Source organism: Burkholderia sp. ABCPW 11 (assembly GCF_001523445.1).
Lineage (GTDB): Bacteria > Pseudomonadota > Gammaproteobacteria > Burkholderiales > Burkholderiaceae > Burkholderia.
Map to the genome: position 1 here is coordinate 132,643 of NZ_LOVM01000025.1, position 21,994 is coordinate 154,636.

A 21,994-nucleotide genomic window follows, 5' to 3' on the forward strand; every position below is an offset into this window, starting at 1 on the left:
CCAGCGGATTTTTCCGCGCGTTGCCCCGGCTGAACCGGGGCAACGGCGGCGGATCGGCTTGCTATGATCGCCGCGGTATTGCCGTTGTCGCTGTCGATGTCCCGCCTCGCCTCGCGACTGGATGCGCGAGCCGGTGCAGGCATGACGTATCCACGCCGTGCCCGGCCGAGCGCTCGCTCGAAGCGGGGCGGCCCGGCCACCACGAACCCGAACCCGACCATGACCGAACTTCTTCACGGCGACGGCGCGATCCGTCGCACGACGCCGTACGGCTCCTCGATCGAAAACACCTATGCGGGCGTGCTGTCGTTCATGCGCCGCAATTACTCGCGCACGCTCGACGGTATCGACGTCGCGATCTCCGGCGTGCCGCTCGATCTCGCGACGACCTATCGTTCCGGTGCGCGGCTCGGGCCGGCCGCGATTCGTGCGGCGAGCGTGCAGCTCGCGGAGCTCCATCCGTACCCGTGGGGCTTCGATCCGTTCGACGACCTCGCGGCCGTCGACTATGGCGACTGCTGGTTCGACGCGCACAATCCGCTGTCGATCAAGCCCGCGATCGTCGAGCATGCGCGCACGATCCTGCACTCGGGCGCGAAGATGCTGACGCTCGGCGGCGACCACTACATCACGTATCCGCTGCTGGTCGCGCACGCGGAGCGCTACGGCAAGCCGCTGTCGCTGATCCATTTCGACGCGCACTGCGATACGTGGGCCGATGACGATCCGGACAGCCTCAATCACGGGACGATGTTCTACAAGGCGGTGAAGGAAGGGCTCATCGATCCCGCGACGTCGGTGCAGGTCGGCATCCGCACGTGGAACGAGGACTTTCTCGGGATCGAGCGGCTCGATGCCGCGTGGGTGCATGACCATGGTGCGCGGGCGGCGGTCGAGCGGGTCGTCGAGATCGTCGGCGCGCGGCCTGCGTATCTGACGTTCGATATCGATTGCCTCGATCCCGCCTTCGCGCCGGGAACGGGGACGCCGGTCGCGGGCGGATTGTCGTCGGCGCAGGCGCTGGCGATCGTGCGGGGGCTCGGGGCGGTGAATCTGGTCGGGGCGGATGTGGTGGAGGTGGCGCCTGCGTACGATCACGCGGACATCACGGCGATCGCGGCCGCGCACGTGGCTTGCGATCTGCTGTGTCTGTGGCGGCAGAAGAAGGTGGCGGGGCGGTGAAGTCGGTGAACGGACGGGTGATGCAGCAGGCCGGCGGGCAGATTGCCCGCCGGTTTTTTGATGGTCGTCTGCACTGATGTCGCGAGTACGTCGTCGACGTCCGCGCGCAGAGGATGCAGCGATGACGACGACGTCGGAGGGACGATCCGGAGGTTCGAATCGACCGCACCGACGGCTCATGCACGATGAGCACCGGTACTGGGGCCGCTGCCGTCAGCCGCGCGTATCGACCCAGTTGCGTGCCCAGCGTGCCGAATGCGCCAGCGCCTGCGCTTCGCTCGCGAAGTAATCGAGCGAATAGAACTGGTAGCGGCCTTCGTCGTGCGTGCTGTCGGTACGTTCGAGCAGCAGGTTGGATGAAAAACACCCGTCGGGCAGGCGATGCGCCGAGGGTTGGACGGCATAGCCGTTGTACTGTTGAATTCGTTGGTTGTCCATTTTAATTTTAATGATGGCCGAGTGCGCGCGTGCCGTGCGCCATACGCACGGGTACGCCGATTCAACGCCATTGCGAGCGGAATCTGACGCAGTCGGAAAGTGAAAATAAGGCGTTGCGGCCGGAGGGGGGATGAAGTGCAACGAGACGTGTGGCGCTGGGCAAGCTGCTGACCGAACAGATGCAGATCGAGCCGATCGCGCCAACTTTGGGAGACGAAGCTCCGTGGGGATGTCGCTGCGACCCGGCGTCCATCGCGGGAGGCCGGGCCCTTCAAACTTTACAGCGGCTTGATGTTGGCCGCTTGCAGACCCTTCGGGCCTTGCTTCGTTTCGAAGCTCACTTTTTGATTCTCGGCCAGCGTCTTGAAGCCGTCGGCGCGGATTTCGGAGAAGTGAGCGAACAGGTCGTCGCCGCCCTTGTCCGGCGTGATGAAGCCAAAGCCTTTGCTGTCGTTGAACCACTTGACGATACCGGTATCCATGAAGATTCCTTGAGAAAAAATATACGGGGAGTTGCTCTGTTGGAGAGCGCCTGAAGCGTCAAGGAGGGAGAGGACAACGAATACCGCTGGGGGGAGAGCGAGCAATTGATGAACAGCAATCGGACTTCTTGGACTTCGACGCATACAGTAACCGCCGGGCGGGTTAGCGTCAACCGATAACTTGTAACTGTGTTGCGGCGCGGCGGGTTACCGTAGGCGGAGCGATGCGGTGCCGTCCGGCGGGAACGAGGGCCGAACGGCGCTGCCGGCCTTTCGCCGACCCATGAGAACGGCGGTTCCTGCCTGCAACGGCCGCCGGTCTTTCCGCGAACCGGGTACGCGCGCGTTGTCAGCGACGAGCCGACGCAAGCGGCGGCCCTATGCGTCGTCGCCGTCGCCTTGCGTCTCGCTCGTACCGGCCTGCCGTGCCGCTTCGTCGCTGAGCTTCTTGTCGAGGATCGTCGCGACCCGTCCGCCGAGATACGCGCTGGCGGCCGTTTCGAGTGCGCGGTTCGTCTCGGCCTCGACGAACACGGCCGCGAGCGGGCGCAGGCGCCAGATCGCGTCGACCAGTGCCGGCACGTCGGTGGCCGGCGGCAGCGTGCCGGCGTCGTAGCGGTCGAGCCGTTTCACGACGAGATCGACGAGCAACCGCGCGATCGCGTCGAAATGCGGGCGCGCGAGGCTGATCACGTCGAGCAGCTCGCGCGGCGGAATCCCTTCCTTCGTCATCGCGGCCGCCGCCTCGAGCAGCGCGGGGCTTTTCGCGACGAACGACAGGCCGCGCCGTTCCAACAGCCCGAGCTCGGTCACGCGCGACAGTTGCGTGGTTGCCTGCGGGCCGAACATCTGCGCGAGCGCGGCGAGCGAATAGGTTTTCGGCAGTTCGTGCGACCAGCGGCCGCCGATCGCGTTTTCGAGGCCGAGGATCGAGCGCAGGTCGTGGCCTTCGTCGATCGCCTTGATCAGGTCCTGGATGTTCGACAGCGTGTAGCCGCGCGCGAGCAGATGGTTGATCAGCTTCAGGCGCGCGACGTGCGTGTCGTCGTAGATGCCGACGCGCCCGCGTTTCTCCGGCGGCGCGAGCAGCCCGCGATCCTGATAGGCGCGGACGTTGCGCACGGTGGTATCGGACACGCGCGCGAGTTCGTCGACCGTGTACTCGTTGCGGGAATCCGGCGCGGCCTCGTCGGGCGTGGAATGAGTCTGTTTTGGCATGCGGCCATTCTAGCGCGCCGCGCCAGGCTCGGGCGAGGCGGGGCGCGTGTTCGCGCCGTCGCCGAGCGGGCGCTGCAGCAGCGCCGTGTCGATCCAGCGGCCGTGCTTGAACCCGACCGCTTTCAGCAGGCCGGCCGGCTCGAAGCCGAACGCGCGATGCAGCGACGTCGAGCCGCCGGTGCCGCCGTCCGCGATCACCGCGATCATCTGTCGCCACGGGCCGCGTTCGCAGTGCTCGATCAGCGCCGCGAGCAACGCGCGGCCGATGCCGCGCCCACGCTGCGCATCGTCGATGTAGATCGAATCCTCGACCGTGAAGCGGTACGCGCTGCGCGTGCGGTACGGCGTTGCGTAGGCGTAGCCGGCCACGCGGCCGTCGCATTCGGCGACGAGATACGGCAACCCGTGGCGCAGCACTGCGTCGCGGCGTGCGCGCAGTTCGGCGAGGTCCGGCGGCGTTTCCTCGAACGACGCGACGCTGTGGTGAACGTGGTGCGCATAGATCGCGTGGATCGCATCGAGATCGGCGTCGGTCGCGTCGCGAACGACGCAGGCGGGAGCGGCAGGCATGGCGTTAGGGCGAATGAAATCAAAACGCTACTATGCCGGCCGCCGGCGAATGTGGCAAAGCCGTTTGCGGTTTCGGCGGCTTACAGCCTGCCGTCCGCCGCGTGAACCGCATCGGCGATCGCGTCGGCGACGCGCTGCACGCGGGGCGACCGGCGCACGTCCGGGTGAACGACGAGCCAGATCTCGCGCTCGATGTCGCAGCGCGGCGCGGCCGTCAGCTCGACGAGCGGCGCGCCGGCGTGCGCGGCCGGATCGTCGACGAGAAACCGCGGCAGCAGCGCGACGCCGGCCCCGGCTGCGCAGGCGCGATGCTGCGCGGCCAGGTCGTTGGCGATGAACGCAAAACGACGCCCGGCTGCGAAGCGTTCGAGCCATTGCTGCTGCGGCGTTTGCGCGAGCGCATCGTCGTAGCCGACGAACGGCCAGCTATCGGGCGGCGCGTCCGCCCATTCCCGGGCCGCGCACAGCGCGAAGCGCATCGTGCCGAGCCGGCGCGCGGCGAGCCCCGGTTCGCTCGGCCGCGACAGCCGCACCGCGAGATCGGCTTCGCGTGTGTACAGGTTCGCCGCATGCATCTCGCCCATCAGGTCGATCCGCAACGCCGGCCATGCGCGCTGTGCGCGGGCCAGACGCGGCGCGAGGAAATGGCTGGCGAATACCGGCGACGCCGATACGCGCACCACGCCGTCGAGCGCGGCCGCGCCCTGCGCCGCGCGCGCGAACGCATGCGCGTCGGCTTCGAGGCGCGCGGCATGCTCGGCGACGTGCAGCCCTTCGTCGGTCGGCGGCCAGCCGCGCGGCAGCCGGTCGAACAGCCGGATCCCGAGCGCCGACTCCAGCGCGTCGATCCGCCGCGCGACCGTCGAATGCTGGACCTGCAGCGCCCGGGCGGCGGCCGACAGGCTGCCGCCGCGCATCACCGCCAGGAAATAGCGAATGTCATCCCAGCTCATCGGCAGCATGGGCGCGGCCACAGAATCTCGATCGGTTGAATTTTGCACAGTAGATGGGCGTTGAACGTGAATTCCGTTCGATTATGCACGATGAGATGATCGTGTCACTTCATTCGATAGCGAGGAACACCATGACCCAAACCGCCCATGCCATCCGGATCGGGATCGACCGTTACGGCGACGCCGACGTGCTGCGCCGCGTCGATGCGCCCGTCGGGCCGCCCGGGGCCGGAGAAGTGCGGATTCGCCAGACCGCGATCGGCGTGAATTTCGTCGACATCTATTTCCGAACGGGCGCGCACGCGTTGCCCGCGCTGCCGGAAGCGCTCGGCGTCGAGGCGGCCGGCGTGATCGACGCGGTCGGGCCGGGCGTGACGGATCTCGTGCCCGGGCAGCGCGTCGCGTATGCCGGCCTGCCGACCGGCAGCTATGCGAGCCTGCGCACGATGCCGGCCGAGCGCGTGCTGCCGATTCCCGACGGGCTGAGCGACGAAGCCGTTGCCGCCGGGCTGCTGAAGGGCATCACCGTCTACATGCTGCTGCATCGTGTCCGGCAGGTCGGCGCCGGCGACACGGTGCTCGTGCATGCGGCGGCCGGCGGCGTCGGGCTGCTCGCGACGCAGTGGGCGCGTGCGCTCGGCGCGCGGGTGATCGGCACGGTCGGATCGGCCGTGAAGGCCGCGCTCGTGCGCGCGCACGGCGCGCAAGCGGTGGTCGATTATCGCGAGGAGGATTTCGTCGCGGCCGCGCGCACGTTCGGCGGCGGCGCGGGCGTCGACTACGCGATCGACGGCATCGGCGGCGACGTGCTGACCCGCACGCTCGGGGCGATTCGTCCGTTCGGCATGGTCGCGAGCATCGGGCAGGTGGCCGCGATCGGCGCGCGGCAGACGTTCGATCTCGACGAATTGGGCCCGGCCCGTTCGATCGCGCTCGCGCGGCCGAGCGTGCTCGGTTTCATCGCGCGCGACGTCGGCGCGTATCGGGACGCCGCGCGTGCGACGCTCGACCGGCTGGCGGGCGGCATGCACGTCGAGATCGGCGCGCGGCTGCCGCTCGAACAGGCGGCCGACGCGCACCGGTTGCTGGAGTCGCGTGCGACGACGGGCGGGGTCGTGCTGCTGGCGTGACGGTGGGGGGCGGCTCGCGCGGCGGCCCGGCGGTCGCATCGCGAACCGCAGGCGCTCAGTGGTGCTTGCGCAGCGGTGCATCCTCGACGAACCATGCGAGCACGAACGCGATCGCGATCACCGCAGCGGCCGACAGATAGACGACGTGCAGCGAACCGGCGAACGCGTGCAGGTACGCGTCGCGCACGGCATCCGGCAACTGGTGCACGGCGGCCGGGCCGAGCGCGGGCGGCAGCTCGGTACCGGCCGGCAGCGCGTGCATCATCCGCGACTGCAGCCCGTGCGAAAACAGCGCGCCGAATGCGGCGACGCCGAGCGAGCCGCCGATCGAGCGGAACAGCGTCGCGCCCGACGTCGCCACACCCATGTGCCGGAATTCGACCGTGTTCTGCACGGCGAGCGTCAGCACGGGCATCACCATCCCGAGCCCGATCCCGAGCAGCGCCATGTACGCGTACATCGTGTGCAGCGGCGTATCGAGCGCCAGCGTCGACAGCAACGCCATCGCGACGCCGCCCATCAGCGTCCCCCCGATCGGGAACAGCCGGTACGAGCCGAACCGCGAGATCAGCCGCCCGCTGACGATCGACGTCGCGAGCATGCCGCCCATCATCGGCAGCAGTTGCATGCCGGCCTGCGACGGCGTCGAGCCCTTCACGACCTGCAGGTAGAGCGGGATGAACGTGACCGAGCCGAACAACGCGATGCCGACCACGAAGCCGATCAGGCTGACCAGCACGAAGGTGCGATGGCGGAACAGGTCGAGCGGCATGATCGGCTCGGCCGCGATGCGCTCCTCGTAAATGAAGCCGCCGATCGCGACGAGACCGAGCGCGAGCGTCATCCACAGCTGGGGCGACGTCCATGGCAGCAGCGAGCCGCCTTCGCTCGTGAACAGGATCACGCAGGTCAGGGCGGTCGCGAGGAACGCGGCGCCCATGTAGTCGATCCGGTGCTTCACGTGCGCGGTGTGCGGCCGGAACGCCATGCCGATCACCGCGAGCGCGAGCGCACCGAGCGGCAGGTTGATCGTGAAGATCCAGCGCCATGAAAGATGTTCGACCAGGAAGCCGCCGAGCAGCGGGCCGACGATCGTCGCGAGGCCGTAGACGCCGCCGAACATCCCCTGGTAGCGCGCCCGGCGATCGGGCGGGACCAGATCGCCGATCGCGGCCATCGTGACGACCATCAGGCCGCCGCCGCCGAGCCCCTGCAGCGCGCGCAGCACGATCAGTTGCGTCATGTCCTGCGCGATGCCGCACAGCGCGGAGCCGGCGAGGAACAGCACGATCGCGACCTGCAGCACGATCTTGCGGCCGTACAGGTCGCCGAGCTTGCCGTACAGCGGCAGCACCACGGTCGACGACAGCAGGTACGCGGTGACGACCCACGACAACTGGTCGAGCCCGCCGAGTTCGCCGACGATCGTCGGCAGCGCGGTCGACACGATCGTCTGGTCGAGCGCGGACAGCAGCATCACGAGCAGCAGCGCGGCGACGATCAGCCCGGTCGGCGCATTGCGGCGGGCCGCGTCCGCGGACGGGGAAGTGAGGAGCGTATGGGGTGTCATCGAAATATCTGCCATGGCAGGGAATTGAGTCGAAATATAGCCATGGATGATTGCCTAGTCAATTTCTGCCCAGACTCGATATGTTGCAGTCGTAACAGGAAATTGCCGCCCGAAAAATTGATCGCGGTCAGCCGCGAAGCAGGGACGGACTCAAGTTTTTTGCAGGCAAACCGTAATACAGCTTGCCGCGGACCGATTGCCGCGGCGCTTTTCATCGCTCACGTGCCGTCATGAACCTGAACGCCCTGTTTTCCCGTTTCTCGATCCGTACGCGGATTTTCTCCACGCTCGGCCTCGTCGCCGCGCTGCTCGTCGTGTCGGGGCTGATCGGCCTCGCGGGCATGCAGAGCTCGAACCGCGCCCTCGACGAGGCCTATACGCGGCAACTGGCGGCGAAGACCGCGCTGGCCGCGGCGAGCCTGAACCTGACGATCGTGCGTACGACGCTCGACCGTGCGCTGCTGCATCCGGAAGCGCCGGAGGTGCCCGATCTCGTGAAGAAGGCCGAGGGCTATCTCGCGAAGGCGGACACGGCGTGGCGCAACTACGCGGCGATGCCGCACGGCGACGACGAAGGCCCGCTGGCGAGCCGCCTCGATGCCGCGCGCCAGGCGCTGATCGGACAGGCGCTGAAGCCGATGATCGAGGCGATTCGCGAAGGGCGGCGCGACGAAGCCGACCGGTTGCTGATGACGGTCGCGCCGCCCCTGTCGGTCGCGCTCACGCAGGCGACCGACGCGCTCGATGCATACCAGGCCGCGCGCGGCAAGGACGTGTACGACACCGCGCAGACCTATTACGGCTGGATGCGCATGGGCGCGATCGCGGGCATCGCATTCGGCCTGGCCGCGTGCCTCGGTTGCGCGGTCGGCCTGCATTTCGCGATCACGCAGCCGGTGAATCGCCTGCTGTCGCATTTCCGTCGGCTGTCGGACGGCGACCTGACGTCGGAAGTGCACTGGTCGTCGCGCGACGAGATGGCCGAACTGGTCAAGGGCGTGACCGGCATGCAGCGCAGCCTCGCGGATACGGTGCGCCAGGTGAGCCAGGGTTCCGAGGCGATTTCGACGGCGACGCACCAGATCGCGGCCGGCAACACCGACCTGTCGCAGCGCACCGAGGAACAGGCGTCGGCGCTGCAGGAGACGGCCGCGAGCATGGAGCAATTGACGGCGACCGTGAAGCAGAACGCCGACCACGCGCTCGAGGCGCAGGCTTGCGCGGACAGCGCGAGCGAGATCGCGACGCGGGGCGCGACGGTCGTCGGCGAGGTGATCGGCACGATGAACGAGATCGACCGGAGCTCGCAGAAGGTCGCCGACATCATCGGCACGATCGAAGGCATCGCGTTCCAGACCAACATCCTCGCGCTGAATGCGGCGGTCGAAGCCGCGCGTGCGGGCGAGCAGGGCCGCGGCTTCGCGGTGGTCGCGGGCGAGGTGCGCACGCTGGCGCAACGCTCGGCGTCCGCGGCGAAGGAAATTCGCACGCTGATCGGCGAATCGGTCGAGCGTGTCGCGACCGGCTCGCGGCTCGTCGGTACGGCCGGCGCGACGATGCAGGACATCCAGCAGGCAATCGGGCGCGTGACGGGCATCATGACGGAGATCGCGGCCGCATCGAGCGAGCAGCGCGACGGGATCGAGCAGGTGAACCGCGCAGTGTCGCAGATGGATCAGGTGTCGCAGCAGAACGCGGCACTGGTCGAGCAGGCGGCCGCGGCTGCCGCGTCGCTCGAGGAGCAGGCGGATGGGCTGCGTCGCGCGGTGGGGGCGTTTCGGGTCGCTTGAAGCGAAATGACGGCGGCGCGGCGGCGGGCAGGCGCACCGCGCGCCGCGTCAACCGGCCGCGAGTTGCCCGGCCGCGCGCGACGACGCGACGATCAGCAGCTTCATCGTCGCACGCGTCGCGCCGACGAACAGCTTGCGCGCGGCACGCGCGTCGAGCGTGTCGAAATCGACTTCGGTCAGGATCACGCACGGCGCCGATTGGCCCTTGAAGCGGTAGATCGAATCGAGCAGCACGTCGCCGTCGCGATACTCGGGGTTGCCGAACAGGTCGTACTTGCCGGTGAAGCGCTTGATCCGGTGCGGGCCGAGCTGGTCGAGGGATGCCAGCACCGAGCTTTCGCGGCCGCGGTACGACAGCACCGCGATGTCCTGCTTGCGAAAGCCGAGCGACAGCGCATGCGTGATCGCACGCTTGGTCGCATCGATGCAGGCTTGGGCCAACGCGTCGCCCGACGCGCCATCTTCCCCGTATGCCGACACCGACGGATCGGAGCCGTCGAACGGGCTGCCCGAGCGCAGTTCGGCCGCGAGCGGCTCGGCCCGGCCGACGACGTCGCGCACGAATTCGAGCAGGTCGCGCGGGCTGCGGTAATTCGTGAGCGCCTTCAGCGTGACCCAGCCGGGCAGCGCGACGGGTTCGCGCATGTACAGGTTCTGCAGCGGATCTTCCAGCCACCACCATGCGCCGTCCGGCGCGAGCAGGCGCTCCAGCGCGGCCGCCCACGGCGCGTGGAAATCCTGCCCTTCGTCGACGACCAGCACGTCGAAGCGCCAGCGTTCGGGAATCGGCGTTTGCGCGAAGCGCACCTCGAGCCGTTCGAATTCGCCGGGCACCTGGAAGTCGGGCGTATAGCCGCCGTCGCGCGCGACCCAGTCGCACAGCTGGTGGTAGTTCGCGATCTTCGCGCCGGGCGGCGCGATGCGCGCGATGTAGTCGGCGAGCGGCCGGTTGAAGCATACGTAGAGCACGCGCTGGCCGGCCGCGACCGCATCGCGCATCACCTGCACCGCGAGCTGTGTCTTGCCCGAACCCGCGGTGCCGGTGACGCGCAGCCGGAACGGCGTGAACGCGAGCTGGCGCGCCCATGCGGCGAGCCCGCCCGACAGCCGGGTGACGAGCGTGCCGGCCTGTCCGACGAGCGCGCTCGTGTCGGGCGTGAGCGCGAGCTCGTCCGCGAGGAAATGGTGGAGCTTCGGCGCGTTCGGAAAGGGCGCGTCGTCCTCGGGCAGGATCTGCAGGATCACTTGCGCGAGCTGCGCCTTGCGCGACGCATCGACGATACGCTCGGGCGCGACGCCGGCGATCGACGCATCGCGGATCGAATAGTCCGGGCAGTACAGCAGCGCCTCGACGCCGTAGACGCCCGCGCCGAGCGCGGCCGTCAGGCGCCGGTGCAGCGTCTCCTGCGTGCGCGCGAGCTGGATCGGGACATTGCGTTCCTTCTGCAGGTAGACCTTCACGAGCCCTTTCGGCGTTTCGCGCAGGAAGCCGGCCTTCTGCTCGATCAGCAGCACGCGGCCGGCCGGACTTACGACGACGAACGCGGCCTCGCCGAACACCGAGAACGCCTGGTCGGCGCGCGTCCAGTGGACGCCGTGATACACGGTGTAGCTGTCGGGCAGCGCGTGTTCGAGCGCGGCGAGCGTTTCGCGCTCGCGTTCGGCCGCGCCGGTCGCGGCGAGGCTTTTCCAGTCGTCGGGGATGAGGCGGGCCATGGAGTCGGGCGGCGGATGCCGGCGTGCGCGTGAACGGGTGCGGCTATTGTACTGAGGAACCGGTTCATGCCCGCGGCGCATGCGTTGGCCATTCGACGGGCGGCCGGCCCGGCGGACGTCAGCCGCGCGCGAGGCGCTTCGCCAGATCGGCGCTGAGGATCGCCATGCGTGCGGGTTTTTCGTAGCACACCACGTCGAACGCGCGGATCACTTCGCTGATGTCGGCTTCGCTCGCGCGGCCGGTGAGCAGGTCGCCCGTCAGCACGAAAATCGGCGCGCCCGGATTGTCGGACGTGCGCACGGCCTTGATCGCGGTCGCGGCCGTCCCGTCGTCGAACAGCCATTCGGTCAGGACCGCGTCGAAGGCCTGGCCCTGCAGCGCGTCGACGAATGCTGCGAGCCCGTCGAACGCGGCCGTCGCGAAACCCTGCCGTTCGAGATAGCGGCACAGCTCGGTCGCGCTGACGCGATCGGGATCGATCACCGCGACGACGAGCTTGTCGCTCTCCGCGCGGCGCGGGTAGATCTCTATCTTGTGCACGTCGTACGCGTTCTGGTACAGCACGCCGGTGTGGCGCAGCACGCGCCAGCGGCCGTTCTGTTCGTACGCGACGAACTCGGGGCGCGCACCGGCTTCGAGCGGCGCGCCGATCCAGGCGGTGCACGGAATCTCGGCGACGCCCGCATACAGGACGGCTTCCTGGGAATAGGCGCCGACCATGCCGGGGTCGAGTGTTTGCGCGCCGAACAGCTGCGCGGCCGGTTCGCCGTACGCTTCCGCGACTTTCTTGATCTGCGCGAGCGTCCAGGGGCTGCTGCCGCGCAGTTTGCGGTGGCCTTGCGAGAAACTCAGATCGAGGATGCGGCACAGCTCGGTGGTTTGCTGGCGCTTGCCGATGCCGTTGCGGGTCATCAGCTCGCGCACGCGCTCGGCAACCGCGAGGGAATCCGTGGTGATTGCTTCAGTGGTCATGCTACGGGAACGGATCGTGACGTTCAGAACGACGCCTTGCGGCAGTCTCGGCGGACAGTCTTCATGACGTCCAATGGCGAGCCGACCGGCCACGCACGGAAAAGATAACTTTACCGCAAAATGGTCGTCATTCAGTGCGGTGAAAGGTGCGTTTGTGTGAAAGGTGTGTCATGAAGTTACGCCAGGCTTGACGCGGCGCATGCCTGTGATGACGCGTTCGACACCTTTCGGTCCGCATTCCTGTCGGCCGCAATGCGATTCCACACGAGGCGGCAGGTAATCGCCGCACGATGCACCAACGCAGGGCGCGGACGCGCCGGACCGACGTATCCGCCCCATTTTTTCAGGATATCGCGCGACGGATCGTCGAAGTTCGTGGAAGGCGATCCATCGACGGTTTCCTCTAGTGAGACCGACGCGGATACACTTTTCAGGCCGGCGTAGCTGCGTGCTACGATTCCGCCGTTTCAAAAAACGTGTTGAACCGATGCAGAAGAAATTCTTGATGCGCGGATACGAAATGAACTGCGAGCCGCGCATGACGGAGGCCGGCAAATACGCCGCGCAGGTCGAGGTCACGAAAGTGGGTTTCAGCCGTGAGGCTGCGTTCCGCAAGCTGGGCGAATTCGACACCGAAGCCGAAGCGGTCGCGTACGCGAGACAATTCTCCGAAGAATGGCTGAGCCGCTATGCGTAGCGCAGCGCATGCCCGTGCAATGCGGGCATCGGGTCGACCGGCGGTGCTGCGCCTCGAACGACGGGGAATTCGTGCCTGAATATTGCGAATGCGTCCGGAAATTTGTAGATTGACGACTCCTGTTGTGAGGTATCGATCGTCCGAAGCCAACGCAATCGGAGACTGCGAATGTCCACTTTGTGCATGCAGACCGTCGTTCACGGCAAAACTGTCCAGATCGTGCTGTCGCCCGAGCAGCGTACAGCCAGGATCGACATCGTCGATGACGAAACCGGCAGCTATCCGCCCCGCACGATGAGCATCGAGCGGTACATCAACGCGGGCATGGCCGACGACGAAATCGCGCGGCATGTTCTCGAAGTCGTCACGATGTCGATCGAGCAGCTTGCGAGGCTGCAGCCGTTCGACCGCACCGCAGGCACTCAAACGCGCTATTCGCACTGAGGACGCCGGCGTGGCGGCGGCTTCCCGCCGCGCCGACCGCTAAGTCCCGATTGAAACGGCCGCGTGGTTTATCGAGCGCTCGACATGTCGCCGTCGACGCCGCCGAGCCGACGCACATCGATTGCGCGTTCGCGCTACGTCGGCATATACGCGAACGGCTCGCCGTCGTCCCGCTCGACGGACAGCAGCCGCCGAAGCTGATCCAGCGCGAACAGCTCCGGCATTGATCGGGTATTGCCTGTCGTTACATTTGTAGTCCTTATCGATAAAAAATCCGGATGGGCGAGAAGGCGATCGCGTCGGGCGCCGAGCTCCTCTCGACGCAGCAGTTCGCGTTGCGCTCGGCGACCCCGCATTGTCGGATGGAATTTCCGCAACGACGCCGGGTGTCGGAGAGCCGGCATCGGCCGACGATTCCACCGGTGCCGGTATCGACGCTCGAGCGATGGCAATCGTCGGCGCAACATGCGGCTCCGGCTCAGGCTCCATGGCTTCGGCAGGCCGCGCCACCGCGGTCGGCGTCAATGCGATGACGGACCCGAAGGGATGGCCGAATGACGGTTTTCCGAAATTTATCGCTTCATGTGACGCCGTCGCCGCGATAAGCTTCGCCGGGCATGCATCGACCTCCGACAGAAAACAATGACCACCACCTATCCGCTGCACGACGCATTGAGCCACGCCGATACGGCGTTTCCATCCGAAGCCGACGTCGTTGTCGCCGGCGCCGGCATCATGGGCTGCGCGGCCGCCTACTACCTCGGCCTGCGCGGCCTGAAAGCCGTCGTGCTCGACAAGTCGCGCATCGCCGGGCAGCAATCGACGCGCGCGTGGGGCTTCGTGCGACAGCAGGGGCGCGAATCGGCCGAAGTGCCGCTGATGATGGCCGGCATGCGGATATGGGAAGGCCTGGAGCAGGCGCTCGGCTTCGATCTCGAATGGCGGCAGGGCGGCTGCCTCTACATGGCGGACAACGAAGACGACTGGGCCTCGTTCCAGGCGTGGCTCGCCGTCGCGCGCGAGCACGGGCTCGACACGCGCACGCTGACGCGCGCCCAGATCGACGAGCGCGTGCAAGGGCTGTCGACGCACGCGCGTACCCTCGGCGGCTTGTATACGGCAACCGACGGGCAGGCCGAGCCGCGTCGCGTGGCCGCCGCATTCGCGGCGCGCGCGACCGAGGCCGGCGCGCGTTTCTTCGAAGGCTGCGGTGTGACCGCGATCGAGACGGCCGGCGGCGCGGTCGTCGGCGTGGCGACCGAGCGCGGCACGATCCGCACGCGTCGCGTGATCTGCGCGGCCGGCGCGACCAGTTTCCGGCTGCTCGACGGCGTCGGCATCCGGCTGCCGCAGCAGGCCGTGCGAGGCACCTGCATGCGCACCAACGTGGTTCCGCCGGTGTCCGCGGCGACGGTGTGGGGCCATGGTCTCGGCATCCGGCAGCGCAAGAACGGTGCGATCAATCTCGCCGACGACATGCAGGTCGACGTCGACCTGACGCTCGGCCATCTGCGCGGCTTGAGTCTCTTCTGGCCGGAATTCTGGTCGCAGCGCGACAAATTCCGGCTGCATCTGGGGGCGTCCGCATGGCGCGACGTGCTCGCACGCATCAACGGCTCGACCGGGCCGATCGAGCCGCGCGATCCGCAGCCCCAGCCGAATCGCGCACATGCGCCGCGCGCGCTCGCGAAGCTCAAGGCGATCTTTCCCGCGCTGAAGGATGCGCAGGTCGTCGAGGCATGGGCCGGCCTGATCGACGTGCTGCCCGACGGCATTCCGGTGATCGATGCGCCCGGCACGCCGGCGGGGCTCGCGATCGCGACCGGGTTCTGCGGGCATGGTTTCGCGATGGGGCCGATCGTCGGCCGGCTGCTCGCCGAATGGATCGACACGGGCGCGCCGTCGCTCGACCTCTCGGCGTTTCGCGCGCGGCGTTTCGTCGACGGGACGATGGTGCGGCCGCGCAGCATGCTGTGACCGGCCGCGCACACGCGTTCCCGTCGTAGAATCGAGCCCGCATCCTTCAGGAGATTTCCCGTTGGCAACGCCATCCGATCAGCGCCGCTCGTTGCGCTTGCGTCTGCGTCGCGCCCGCGATCCGTGGCAGGCGCCGCGCGCACGCACGCTGTTCACGCGTCCCGCGACGTCGCCGCGGCGCACGCTGCTGTTCCGCCTCGGCGCGGTCGTGCTGTTGTGCACGCTTGCGTTTCTCGTGCTGTATCTCGATCGCGACGGCCTGCGCGATTCGACCAAGAGCACGCCGATGACCGTGGCCGATCTCGTGTACTTCACGATGGTCACGGTCGCGACGGTCGGCTATGGCGATATCGTGCCCGTCACGGCGCGGGCGCGCCTGCTCGATGCATTCTTCATCGTGCCGATCCGCATCGGCATCTGGTTCATTTTCCTGGGCACGGCGTATCAGTTCGTGATCCAGCGCGTCGTCGAGGAATTCCGCATGAAACGCCTGCAGAAGCAACTGTCCGATCACATCGTCGTGTGCGGTTATGGCCTGTCGGGGTCGATCGCGGTGCGCGAGTTGCTGGAGAGCGGCGTCGATCCGGCCACGATCATCGTGATCGATTCGCAACAGCAGGCCCTCGAAGCGGCGACGTCGCTCGGCGTGACGGGATTGCTCGGCGATCCGGCGCACGAGGATCTGCTGCAGCAGGCGCAGGTGCGCGCGGCGAAGGCCGTGATCATCTCGGTGACCGACGATCCGACCGCGATCCTGCTGACGCTGTCGGTGCGCAGCATCGCGCCCGATACGAAGATCGTCGTGCGGATCCAGGAAAACCTGTACCAGCGGCAACTGCGGCAGGCCGGCGCGGACGTGATCGTGTCGTCGACGAAGATCGGCGCGCTGTTGCTGGCGGACGCGGTCCATAGCCGCTACATCGTGCCGTTCGTGAACGACATGCTGTCGACGCGCGGTCGCGCGACGCTGCTGGAGCGCGAGGCGTTGCCGCATGAAATCGGCTGCATGACGAACGTCGTGCCGGGCGCGATCGTGGTCGGGCTCGATCGCTGCGGGAAGATCCATTCGTTTTACGAGGATCCGCCGTGCAGGATCGAGGCGGGCGATACGCTGGTGGTGATTCAGTCGGCGCGGATTCCGGATGCGGATGCGTGAGGGCGTCTGGTTCGGGTCATGTGCCCATGAGGGCATGCGACGCTCGATCTGATCGAGACGCGCATGCGCGCCGTGGTGGCCGCGACGGCCGCAGCCTTCGATTGCGAGAGCGACGTGGATTTCCAGCGCCAGTATCCGGCGACCGTGAACGACGCCGAGCAGACGGCGGTGGCGGTGACGGTGATACGTGAGCTGGTGGGCGACGCGCAGGTGAGCAGCCGTTGAGCCGACTATGGCGGCGGAGGATTTCTCGTTCATGCTGCGTGAGAAGCCGGGTTGTTATGCGTTTCTCCGGAACGGGGCGAGCGATCATCGCGTGCACGGGCATGGCGGCTGGCCTTGCCTGCTGCATAACGCCAGCTATGACTTCAACGATGCGTTGCTGTCGGTGGGGGCGAGTTATTTCGTGAGGCTGGTGGAGCGGGTTTTGGGGCGGTAGGGAGGCAGTGCCGGCACTGCAGGGGAGTTGACGCCGCTTTTCACGACATCACGGCCGGTGACGATTTTATTTCGTTTAACGAATAGAAAGGATTCCGTGAAAGTTTTCAGGTCTCGCGTCGGTGTCGGATGATGAAGCGACATTCGTACTTCGCAAGCGATGACGACCTTTGCCCAGTTCTGCGGCTGTACCCGACCGCTCCGCACATTCCTCGATCCCTGCATCACCGATGTGACAAGTGCGTGTCATCGGTGAATTTGTTATTTTCCGCTTGATTGGATCCCTATCACACTGGATAGAATGCACCCCGTTCCTGATGGATACGGAACGGATAGTACATTTTCGTCGCGTTGACGATAGCTAAAAACAGGGGATCCAGACATGCGAGACAAGGGAGCATCGACGATGCTATCCGGGGAAATCGTCGCACTTGGCGACATCGACAATGTTGCACGACGCCATTTCGTGATGGGGCTCGGTGCAACGCTTCTGGCCGGATGCGGCGGCGACGGAGGGAACGCGGTTACAGGCGGTGAGCGTGCATCGGCAAACAGCGGCGGCCAAGCGTCCGCCGTGGCCCCGACTTCGGACGGTATCGACGCAGGTGCGACGTCGGCAGGCACTGCCCAAACCCGCACCTTCACGCATCCTGGCTTGCTGCATACCGACGCGGATTTCGAACGCATGCGCGCGAAAGTCGGCGCGCACGCTTCCCCGTGGATCGACAGCTGGAACGTGCTCGCTGCCAACGGTCACACGCGCCTGACGAACGAGCCTAACCCGCAGGTCGGCATCTATCGCGGCAACGATCCGACGCATGGTCAGAACTACGGCGCCCTCTACAACGACATCGCCGCCGCTTACGGCGACGCGCTGCGCTGGAAGGTGTCGGGCGACAAGCGCTACGCCGACAAGGCAGTGGAGTATCTGGACCGATGGGCCTCGACGCTGACGACGCTCGGCGGCAGCGACGTGGCACTCGCTGCCGGCATCTATGGCTACGAGTTCGCCAACGTAGCCGAAATCATGCGCAGCTACAGCGGTTGGAGCCCGGCCGGCCTCGCCGCGTTTCAGGCGATGATGCGCAATGTCTTCTACCCGGTCAGCCATGCTTTCCTGACCCGTATCGACACCGCGATGGACACGCACTACTGGGCCAACTGGGGACTGGCCAACGTCGCGTGCGTCCTCGCCATTGGCGTGCTGTGCGACGATGCCGGGCTCGTCGACGAGGCCGTCACCCATTTCAAGACCGGTGGCAGTAACGGCTGTATCCGCCAGGCCGTGTACTACATGCATCCCGGCAACCTCGGGCAATGGCAGGAAGCCGGCCGGGACCAGGGGCACAGTGTGCTGGGCATTGCACTGACGGGCGCCATTTGCGAAATGGCGTGGAATCAGGGCATCGACCTGTACGGCTACGACAACAACCGCTTTCTGGCGGGCGCCGAATACGTGGCCAAGGCGAACCTGAAGCAGGCAGACGGCGCGTTCTACACGGTGCCTTTCGTCACGTACCAGAACAGCGCCGGCGTCATCCAGACGCAGTTCGCCGCCGGCGGGCAAGGCAGCGCGCTGGGGCGGCCCTGCTGGGCGCTGGTGGCCAATCACTACATCAACCGCAAGGGCCTGGCGGCGCCTTACACCAAGCGCGCAGCCGAACTCGTGGCACCGGAAGGCGGTGGCGGCAACTACGGCCCCAACAGTGGCGGCTTCGACCAGCTCGGCTACGGCACGCTCACCTGCACGCTCGACCCCGGCCCCGCTGCCGCCACGCCGACCGGCCTGACCGGCTACGCCAGCGCGGGCAAGGTGGTGCTGTCGTGGTGGGGCAGCAGCAGTGCCACGAGCTACGACGTCAAGCGCGCGACCATTGCCGGCGGACCGTACAGCACCATCCAGAGCGGGATCACCGATCTGCTGACCTATACCGACATGCCAGCCGGTGCCGGCACGTATTTTTATGTCGTGACAGCGCAAACGATTGCGGGCGAATCGGCGCACTCCAACGAAGTGAAAGTGATCACGGCGCAGCAGCTGCTTGCGCACCTCGCCTTCGATGAAGGCAGCGGCATCACGGCCGCCGATCGTTCGGGCAACGGGCGCAATGGCACGCTCAACGGCGCAACGTGGGCAGCGGGGCGCAACGGCAACGCGGTCTCGCTCAACGGCTCGGGCGCGTATGTGGCGTTGCCCGACGATGTGCTGACCGATGTGTCGGACTTCACCATCGCCAGCTGGGTGTTCTGGAACGGCTCGCAGACGTGGGCACGCCTGTTCGACTTCGGCACGGGCTTCCACCGCTACATGATGTTCACGCCGCGCGGGCAGTCGCGCAACGGCTGGGCCGGCATGCGCTTCGCCATGACGGCCAACGGCCCCGGTGACGGCCCTCCGGAACAGGTCATCGACGCCCCCGCCGAGCTGCCGAGCAAGCGATGGGTGCATGTGGCCGTCACGCTGTCGGGGTCGACCGGCACGATCTACGTGGACGGTACGCCCGTCAGCACCAACACGGCGATGTTCCAGGCGCCGTTCCGCCTTGGCGGTACCACGCAGAACTGGCTGGGCAAATCGCAATACAGTGCCGACGCCACGTTCAACGGCCTGATCGACGATTTCCGCATCTATCGCGGTGCGCTCGGCGCTGCGCAGATTGCATCGCTCATGGCGAATTGATTGCGCGGGCCCATGGCGGGCCCTGCGATGAACCTCTTCCTTCAAGGATATCTCCGATGACCGTGTTTTCTCGACGACGGATCGCAGTCGCGGCGATGGCGTGTACGTTATGGGGCTGTGGTGGCGGATCCGACAGCACGACAGGCACGTCCAGCCTGGGGGCCGATGTCGCCGCCAAGCTTGACCAGATCGGCGGAAACGGCAGCGGCAGCAACCTGCCGGCGGCCAGCTGGACCAGCGTCAAGTGGGGCGGGGGCGGCTACGTCACCGGCCTGATCTATCATCCGACCAACGCGAGCCTGCTGTACGCACGCACCGACGTCGGCGGCGCGTACCGCTGGAACGCGACCGACTCGACATGGGCACCCATCACCGACGGCATCGGTTTCGGCGCGGGCGAGGGCGACTTCCACGGCGTCGAAAGCCTCGCACTCGACCCGAACGACGACCAGCTCGTCTACATGATGGCCGGCATTACCGTGACGCAAGGTCACAACGGCCGCATCTACATCTCCAGCGATCGTGGCAACAGCTGGACGCACTACGATCTGCCGTTCCCGGTGGGCGGCAACGACAACGGCCGGGCCACCGGCGAGCGCCTGCAGGTGGACCCCAACAATCCGTCGACGCTGTTCTACGGATCGCGCACGGCCGGCCTGTGGAAGAGTACCGATTCGGGCCGCACGTGGGCGCAGGTCACGGGTCTGTCCTCCACCACGATCGGCGGCGGCAATTCCCCGATCGGCGTCGAACAGGTGATCTTCGATACGTCGGGCAAGGGCAGCGGCCAGCCGACCTGGATCATGTGGGCCACCGTCGCCCCGGACTACGCCAACGCAGCGGGCCTGACGTCGACGCTGTACAAGTCCACCAACGGCGGCTTCTCGTGGACCCCGGTGTCCGTCCCGCCGACGGTGTCCGGCTACTACATCCCGCACGTCGTGCGCACGTCCGACGGCAACTTCTACGTGGTGTTCAACGCGGGCGTCGGCCAGGGCATCGGCGGACCGAGCTATCTCTACAAGTTCGGCGGCAGCAACGACGGCAACTGGACGCTGCTCAACCGTTCCAGCAGCAACGGCTTCGGCGGCCTGTCCGTCTCCGGTCTGGGCTCGTCCGCCCGAATTGCACTGGGCATGACCGGCTGGAGCGACACCAGCAAGACCATCCAGCTGTCCGACGACGGCGGCAACACGTGGCGCGAAATCGAGGCCGGCATGCCGCATACGGGCACGGCCTCGGATGGCTGCGCCGGCTGGGTGGAAAGCGTCACCATCGACCCCGCCAATCGCGATCACATCATGCACGTCCACGGCGGCGGTATCTGTGAAACCATGAACGCGTCGTCGCCCACGCCAACCTGGAGCCCCAAGGTCGACAACCTCGAGGAAACCGTGACGCTCGCACTCGTCACGGCGCCGCCCGGTGCGTCGTACAACTTCATCAACAGCGCCGGCGACATCGGCACGTGGGTCAATACGGACCTCTCGACGAGGCCGACGAAAGGCCCGTTGAACACGTGGAGCAGCGGCAATTCGGCCGATATGTCGTGGTCCGATCCGACGTACATCGCTGCCGCGGGCGTCGACAACGCCAACGGCCATGCCACCAAGGGCTTCTGGTCGGGCAACGGCGGCAATAGCTGGGCGACGTTCGCGTCGCTGCCCAACGGCGCCGCGGCAAGCCAGAGCAACGTGGGCAACCTGGCGGTCCCGTCCCGCAACAACGTGACCTGGGCACCGCCGGACTCGGTGCCGTCGTACACCACCGACAATGGCGCCAGCTGGACGGCGACCAACCTGCCGGCGTTCAGCGCCACCTGGTACGGCTTCCCGCGTGCCTATCGCCTGGCCGCGGACCGCAAGAACCCGAACAAGGTCTATGCGTACGATTCGGGCGGTGCGTCGTGGAGCTGGCAGCGCGGCAAGATCTACGTCTCGAACGATGGCGGCCACACGTTCATGCTGAGCCAGGGCTCGGTGAACGCGAATCTGGCCTGGAATTCGTGGCGGGATACGTCGATGGCGGTCAATCCGAACGCGGAGGGCGATCTTTGGCTGGCCGACGGCACGGCCGTGTACCACTCGGTGGACTCCGGGGCGACCTGGGCGAAGCTCGGCGCCTTTGCGTCGGCCAACGGCACGCCGGGCGCCACGGTGATCGCGTTGGGCAAGGCGCCGACCGGTTCGCCGTACTCGGCCGCGGTGTACGTGGAAGGCACGCTGAACGGTGTCTGGGGCATTTACCATTCCGACGACGGCGGCGCAACGTGGGCGCGCTTCAACGACGACACGCACCAATTCGGCGACTCCGGCGTGATGGCTGGCGACTGGAACACATACGGCCGGATTTACGTCAATGGCGCCGCTCGCGGTCTGATCTTCAGCAATTGAGGTCGATCGGCCTGTCGACCGTCCGGTTGCGGTTTGCAACCGGACGGAGCGCGTGGTTGAATGGCGGCAAGGGCGAGGATCTCGTGCTTGTCGGCGGGTCCGCTCCGAGCCGCGCAACATCGGCGGCGCGTCCGGATCGACGTACCGAGCGTCCGGCGAAGCAGGCGTACCCAGCGGGCACCTTCCG

The 21,994-nt window shown here is 67.0% G+C and carries 18 protein-coding genes and 1 pseudogene; 11 read left to right on the forward strand and 8 right to left on the reverse strand.

What is annotated here, in order from left to right; all coding sequences use genetic code 11:
- Positions 1 to 219 precede the first annotated feature (219 nt).
- Positions 220 to 1,182 carry an agmatinase gene (speB, locus tag WS61_RS09660; protein ID WP_059500364.1) on the forward strand — a complete coding sequence of 321 codons (963 nt, stop codon included), beginning with the start codon at positions 220 to 222 and terminating at the stop codon, positions 1,180 to 1,182.
- Between the two features lie 213 nt (positions 1,183 to 1,395).
- Here speB and WS61_RS09665 read toward each other — a convergent pair whose 3' ends face one another.
- The 5 genes from WS61_RS09665 to WS61_RS09685 form a co-directional block, all read right to left on the reverse strand.
- Positions 1,396 to 1,620 carry a hypothetical protein gene (locus tag WS61_RS09665; protein WP_059500259.1) on the reverse strand — a complete coding sequence of 75 codons (225 nt, stop codon included), beginning with the start codon at positions 1,618 to 1,620 and terminating at the stop codon, positions 1,396 to 1,398.
- A gap of 278 nt (positions 1,621 to 1,898) precedes the next feature.
- Entirely contained in the window at positions 1,899 to 2,102 is a 204-nt protein-coding gene (locus WS61_RS09670; protein ID WP_011549079.1) for a cold-shock protein, read from the reverse strand.
- Positions 2,103 to 2,480: 378 nt separating this feature from the next.
- Positions 2,481 to 3,320 (reverse strand): MerR family transcriptional regulator, encoded by an 840-nt coding sequence (locus tag WS61_RS09675; protein WP_059500260.1) that lies wholly within the window; start codon positions 3,318 to 3,320, stop codon positions 2,481 to 2,483.
- Between the two features lie 9 nt (positions 3,321 to 3,329).
- Positions 3,330 to 3,890 carry a GNAT family N-acetyltransferase gene (locus tag WS61_RS09680; protein ID WP_059500261.1) on the reverse strand — a complete coding sequence of 187 codons (561 nt, stop codon included), beginning with the start codon at positions 3,888 to 3,890 and terminating at the stop codon, positions 3,330 to 3,332.
- Between the two features lie 80 nt (positions 3,891 to 3,970).
- Positions 3,971 to 4,843, reverse strand: coding sequence for a LysR family transcriptional regulator (locus WS61_RS09685; RefSeq protein WP_059500365.1), 873 nt, complete (start codon positions 4,841 to 4,843; stop codon positions 3,971 to 3,973).
- Positions 4,844 to 4,974: 131 nt separating this feature from the next.
- Here WS61_RS09685 and WS61_RS09690 point away from each other — a divergent pair, with 131 nt between their 5' ends.
- Entirely contained in the window at positions 4,975 to 5,973 is a 999-nt protein-coding gene (locus WS61_RS09690; RefSeq protein WP_059500262.1) for a quinone oxidoreductase, read from the forward strand.
- A 55-nt stretch (positions 5,974 to 6,028) separates the two neighbouring features.
- On the opposite strand, the gene WS61_RS09695 is transcribed toward WS61_RS09690, so the two are convergent.
- Positions 6,029 to 7,543 carry an MDR family MFS transporter gene (locus WS61_RS09695; RefSeq protein ID WP_059500263.1) on the reverse strand — a complete coding sequence of 505 codons (1,515 nt, stop codon included), beginning with the start codon at positions 7,541 to 7,543 and terminating at the stop codon, positions 6,029 to 6,031.
- Between the two features lie 230 nt (positions 7,544 to 7,773).
- Between WS61_RS09695 and WS61_RS09700 the strand changes: the two genes are divergently transcribed.
- Positions 7,774 to 9,333 carry a methyl-accepting chemotaxis protein gene (locus WS61_RS09700; protein WP_059500264.1) on the forward strand — a complete coding sequence of 520 codons (1,560 nt, stop codon included), beginning with the start codon at positions 7,774 to 7,776 and terminating at the stop codon, positions 9,331 to 9,333.
- Positions 9,334 to 9,381: 48 nt separating this feature from the next.
- Here WS61_RS09700 and WS61_RS09705 read toward each other — a convergent pair whose 3' ends face one another.
- Together WS61_RS09705 and WS61_RS09710 are read right to left on the reverse strand one after the other, a co-directional pair.
- Positions 9,382 to 11,049, reverse strand: coding sequence for an ATP-dependent helicase (locus WS61_RS09705; protein WP_059500265.1), 1,668 nt, complete (start codon positions 11,047 to 11,049; stop codon positions 9,382 to 9,384).
- Between the two features lie 118 nt (positions 11,050 to 11,167).
- Positions 11,168 to 12,022 (reverse strand): helix-turn-helix domain-containing protein, encoded by an 855-nt coding sequence (locus WS61_RS09710; protein ID WP_027780902.1) that lies wholly within the window; start codon positions 12,020 to 12,022, stop codon positions 11,168 to 11,170.
- A 487-nt stretch (positions 12,023 to 12,509) separates the two neighbouring features.
- Here WS61_RS09710 and WS61_RS09715 point away from each other — a divergent pair, with 487 nt between their 5' ends.
- From WS61_RS09715 to WS61_RS09745, 8 genes and pseudogenes are all read left to right on the forward strand, one after another.
- Positions 12,510 to 12,719 (forward strand): hypothetical protein, encoded by a 210-nt coding sequence (locus WS61_RS09715; RefSeq protein ID WP_059500266.1) that lies wholly within the window; start codon positions 12,510 to 12,512, stop codon positions 12,717 to 12,719.
- A 168-nt stretch (positions 12,720 to 12,887) separates the two neighbouring features.
- Positions 12,888 to 13,163, forward strand: coding sequence for a hypothetical protein (locus tag WS61_RS09720; protein WP_059500267.1), 276 nt, complete (start codon positions 12,888 to 12,890; stop codon positions 13,161 to 13,163).
- Positions 13,164 to 13,608: 445 nt separating this feature from the next.
- Positions 13,609 to 13,809, forward strand: coding sequence for a hypothetical protein (locus tag WS61_RS34820; protein WP_157692717.1), 201 nt, complete (start codon positions 13,609 to 13,611; stop codon positions 13,807 to 13,809).
- Positions 13,806 to 15,140 (forward strand): FAD-binding oxidoreductase, encoded by a 1,335-nt coding sequence (locus WS61_RS09725; RefSeq protein WP_059500268.1) that lies wholly within the window; start codon positions 13,806 to 13,808, stop codon positions 15,138 to 15,140. Before WS61_RS34820 ends, WS61_RS09725 begins: the two co-directional genes overlap by 4 nt.
- 61 nt (positions 15,141 to 15,201) lie before the next feature.
- Positions 15,202 to 16,296, forward strand: a complete 1,095-nt coding sequence (locus WS61_RS09730) for a TrkA family potassium uptake protein (RefSeq protein WP_059500269.1) — start codon at positions 15,202 to 15,204, stop codon at positions 16,294 to 16,296.
- A 36-nt stretch (positions 16,297 to 16,332) separates the two neighbouring features.
- Positions 16,333 to 16,735 (forward strand): annotated as a pseudogene (locus WS61_RS33005) (M20/M25/M40 family metallo-hydrolase); the annotation flags it as partial.
- A gap of 405 nt (positions 16,736 to 17,140) precedes the next feature.
- Positions 17,141 to 19,414: a LamG-like jellyroll fold domain-containing protein gene (locus WS61_RS09740; RefSeq protein ID WP_059500271.1), complete on the forward strand. Its 2,274-nt coding sequence runs from the start codon at positions 17,141 to 17,143 to the stop codon at positions 19,412 to 19,414.
- On the forward strand, positions 19,411 to 21,807 hold the full coding sequence (locus WS61_RS09745; protein WP_257127228.1) for a dockerin: 2,397 nt from the start codon (positions 19,411 to 19,413) through the stop codon (positions 21,805 to 21,807). The genes WS61_RS09740 and WS61_RS09745 overlap by 4 nt, the downstream gene beginning before the upstream one ends.
- Positions 21,808 to 21,994: the final 187 nt, after the last annotated feature.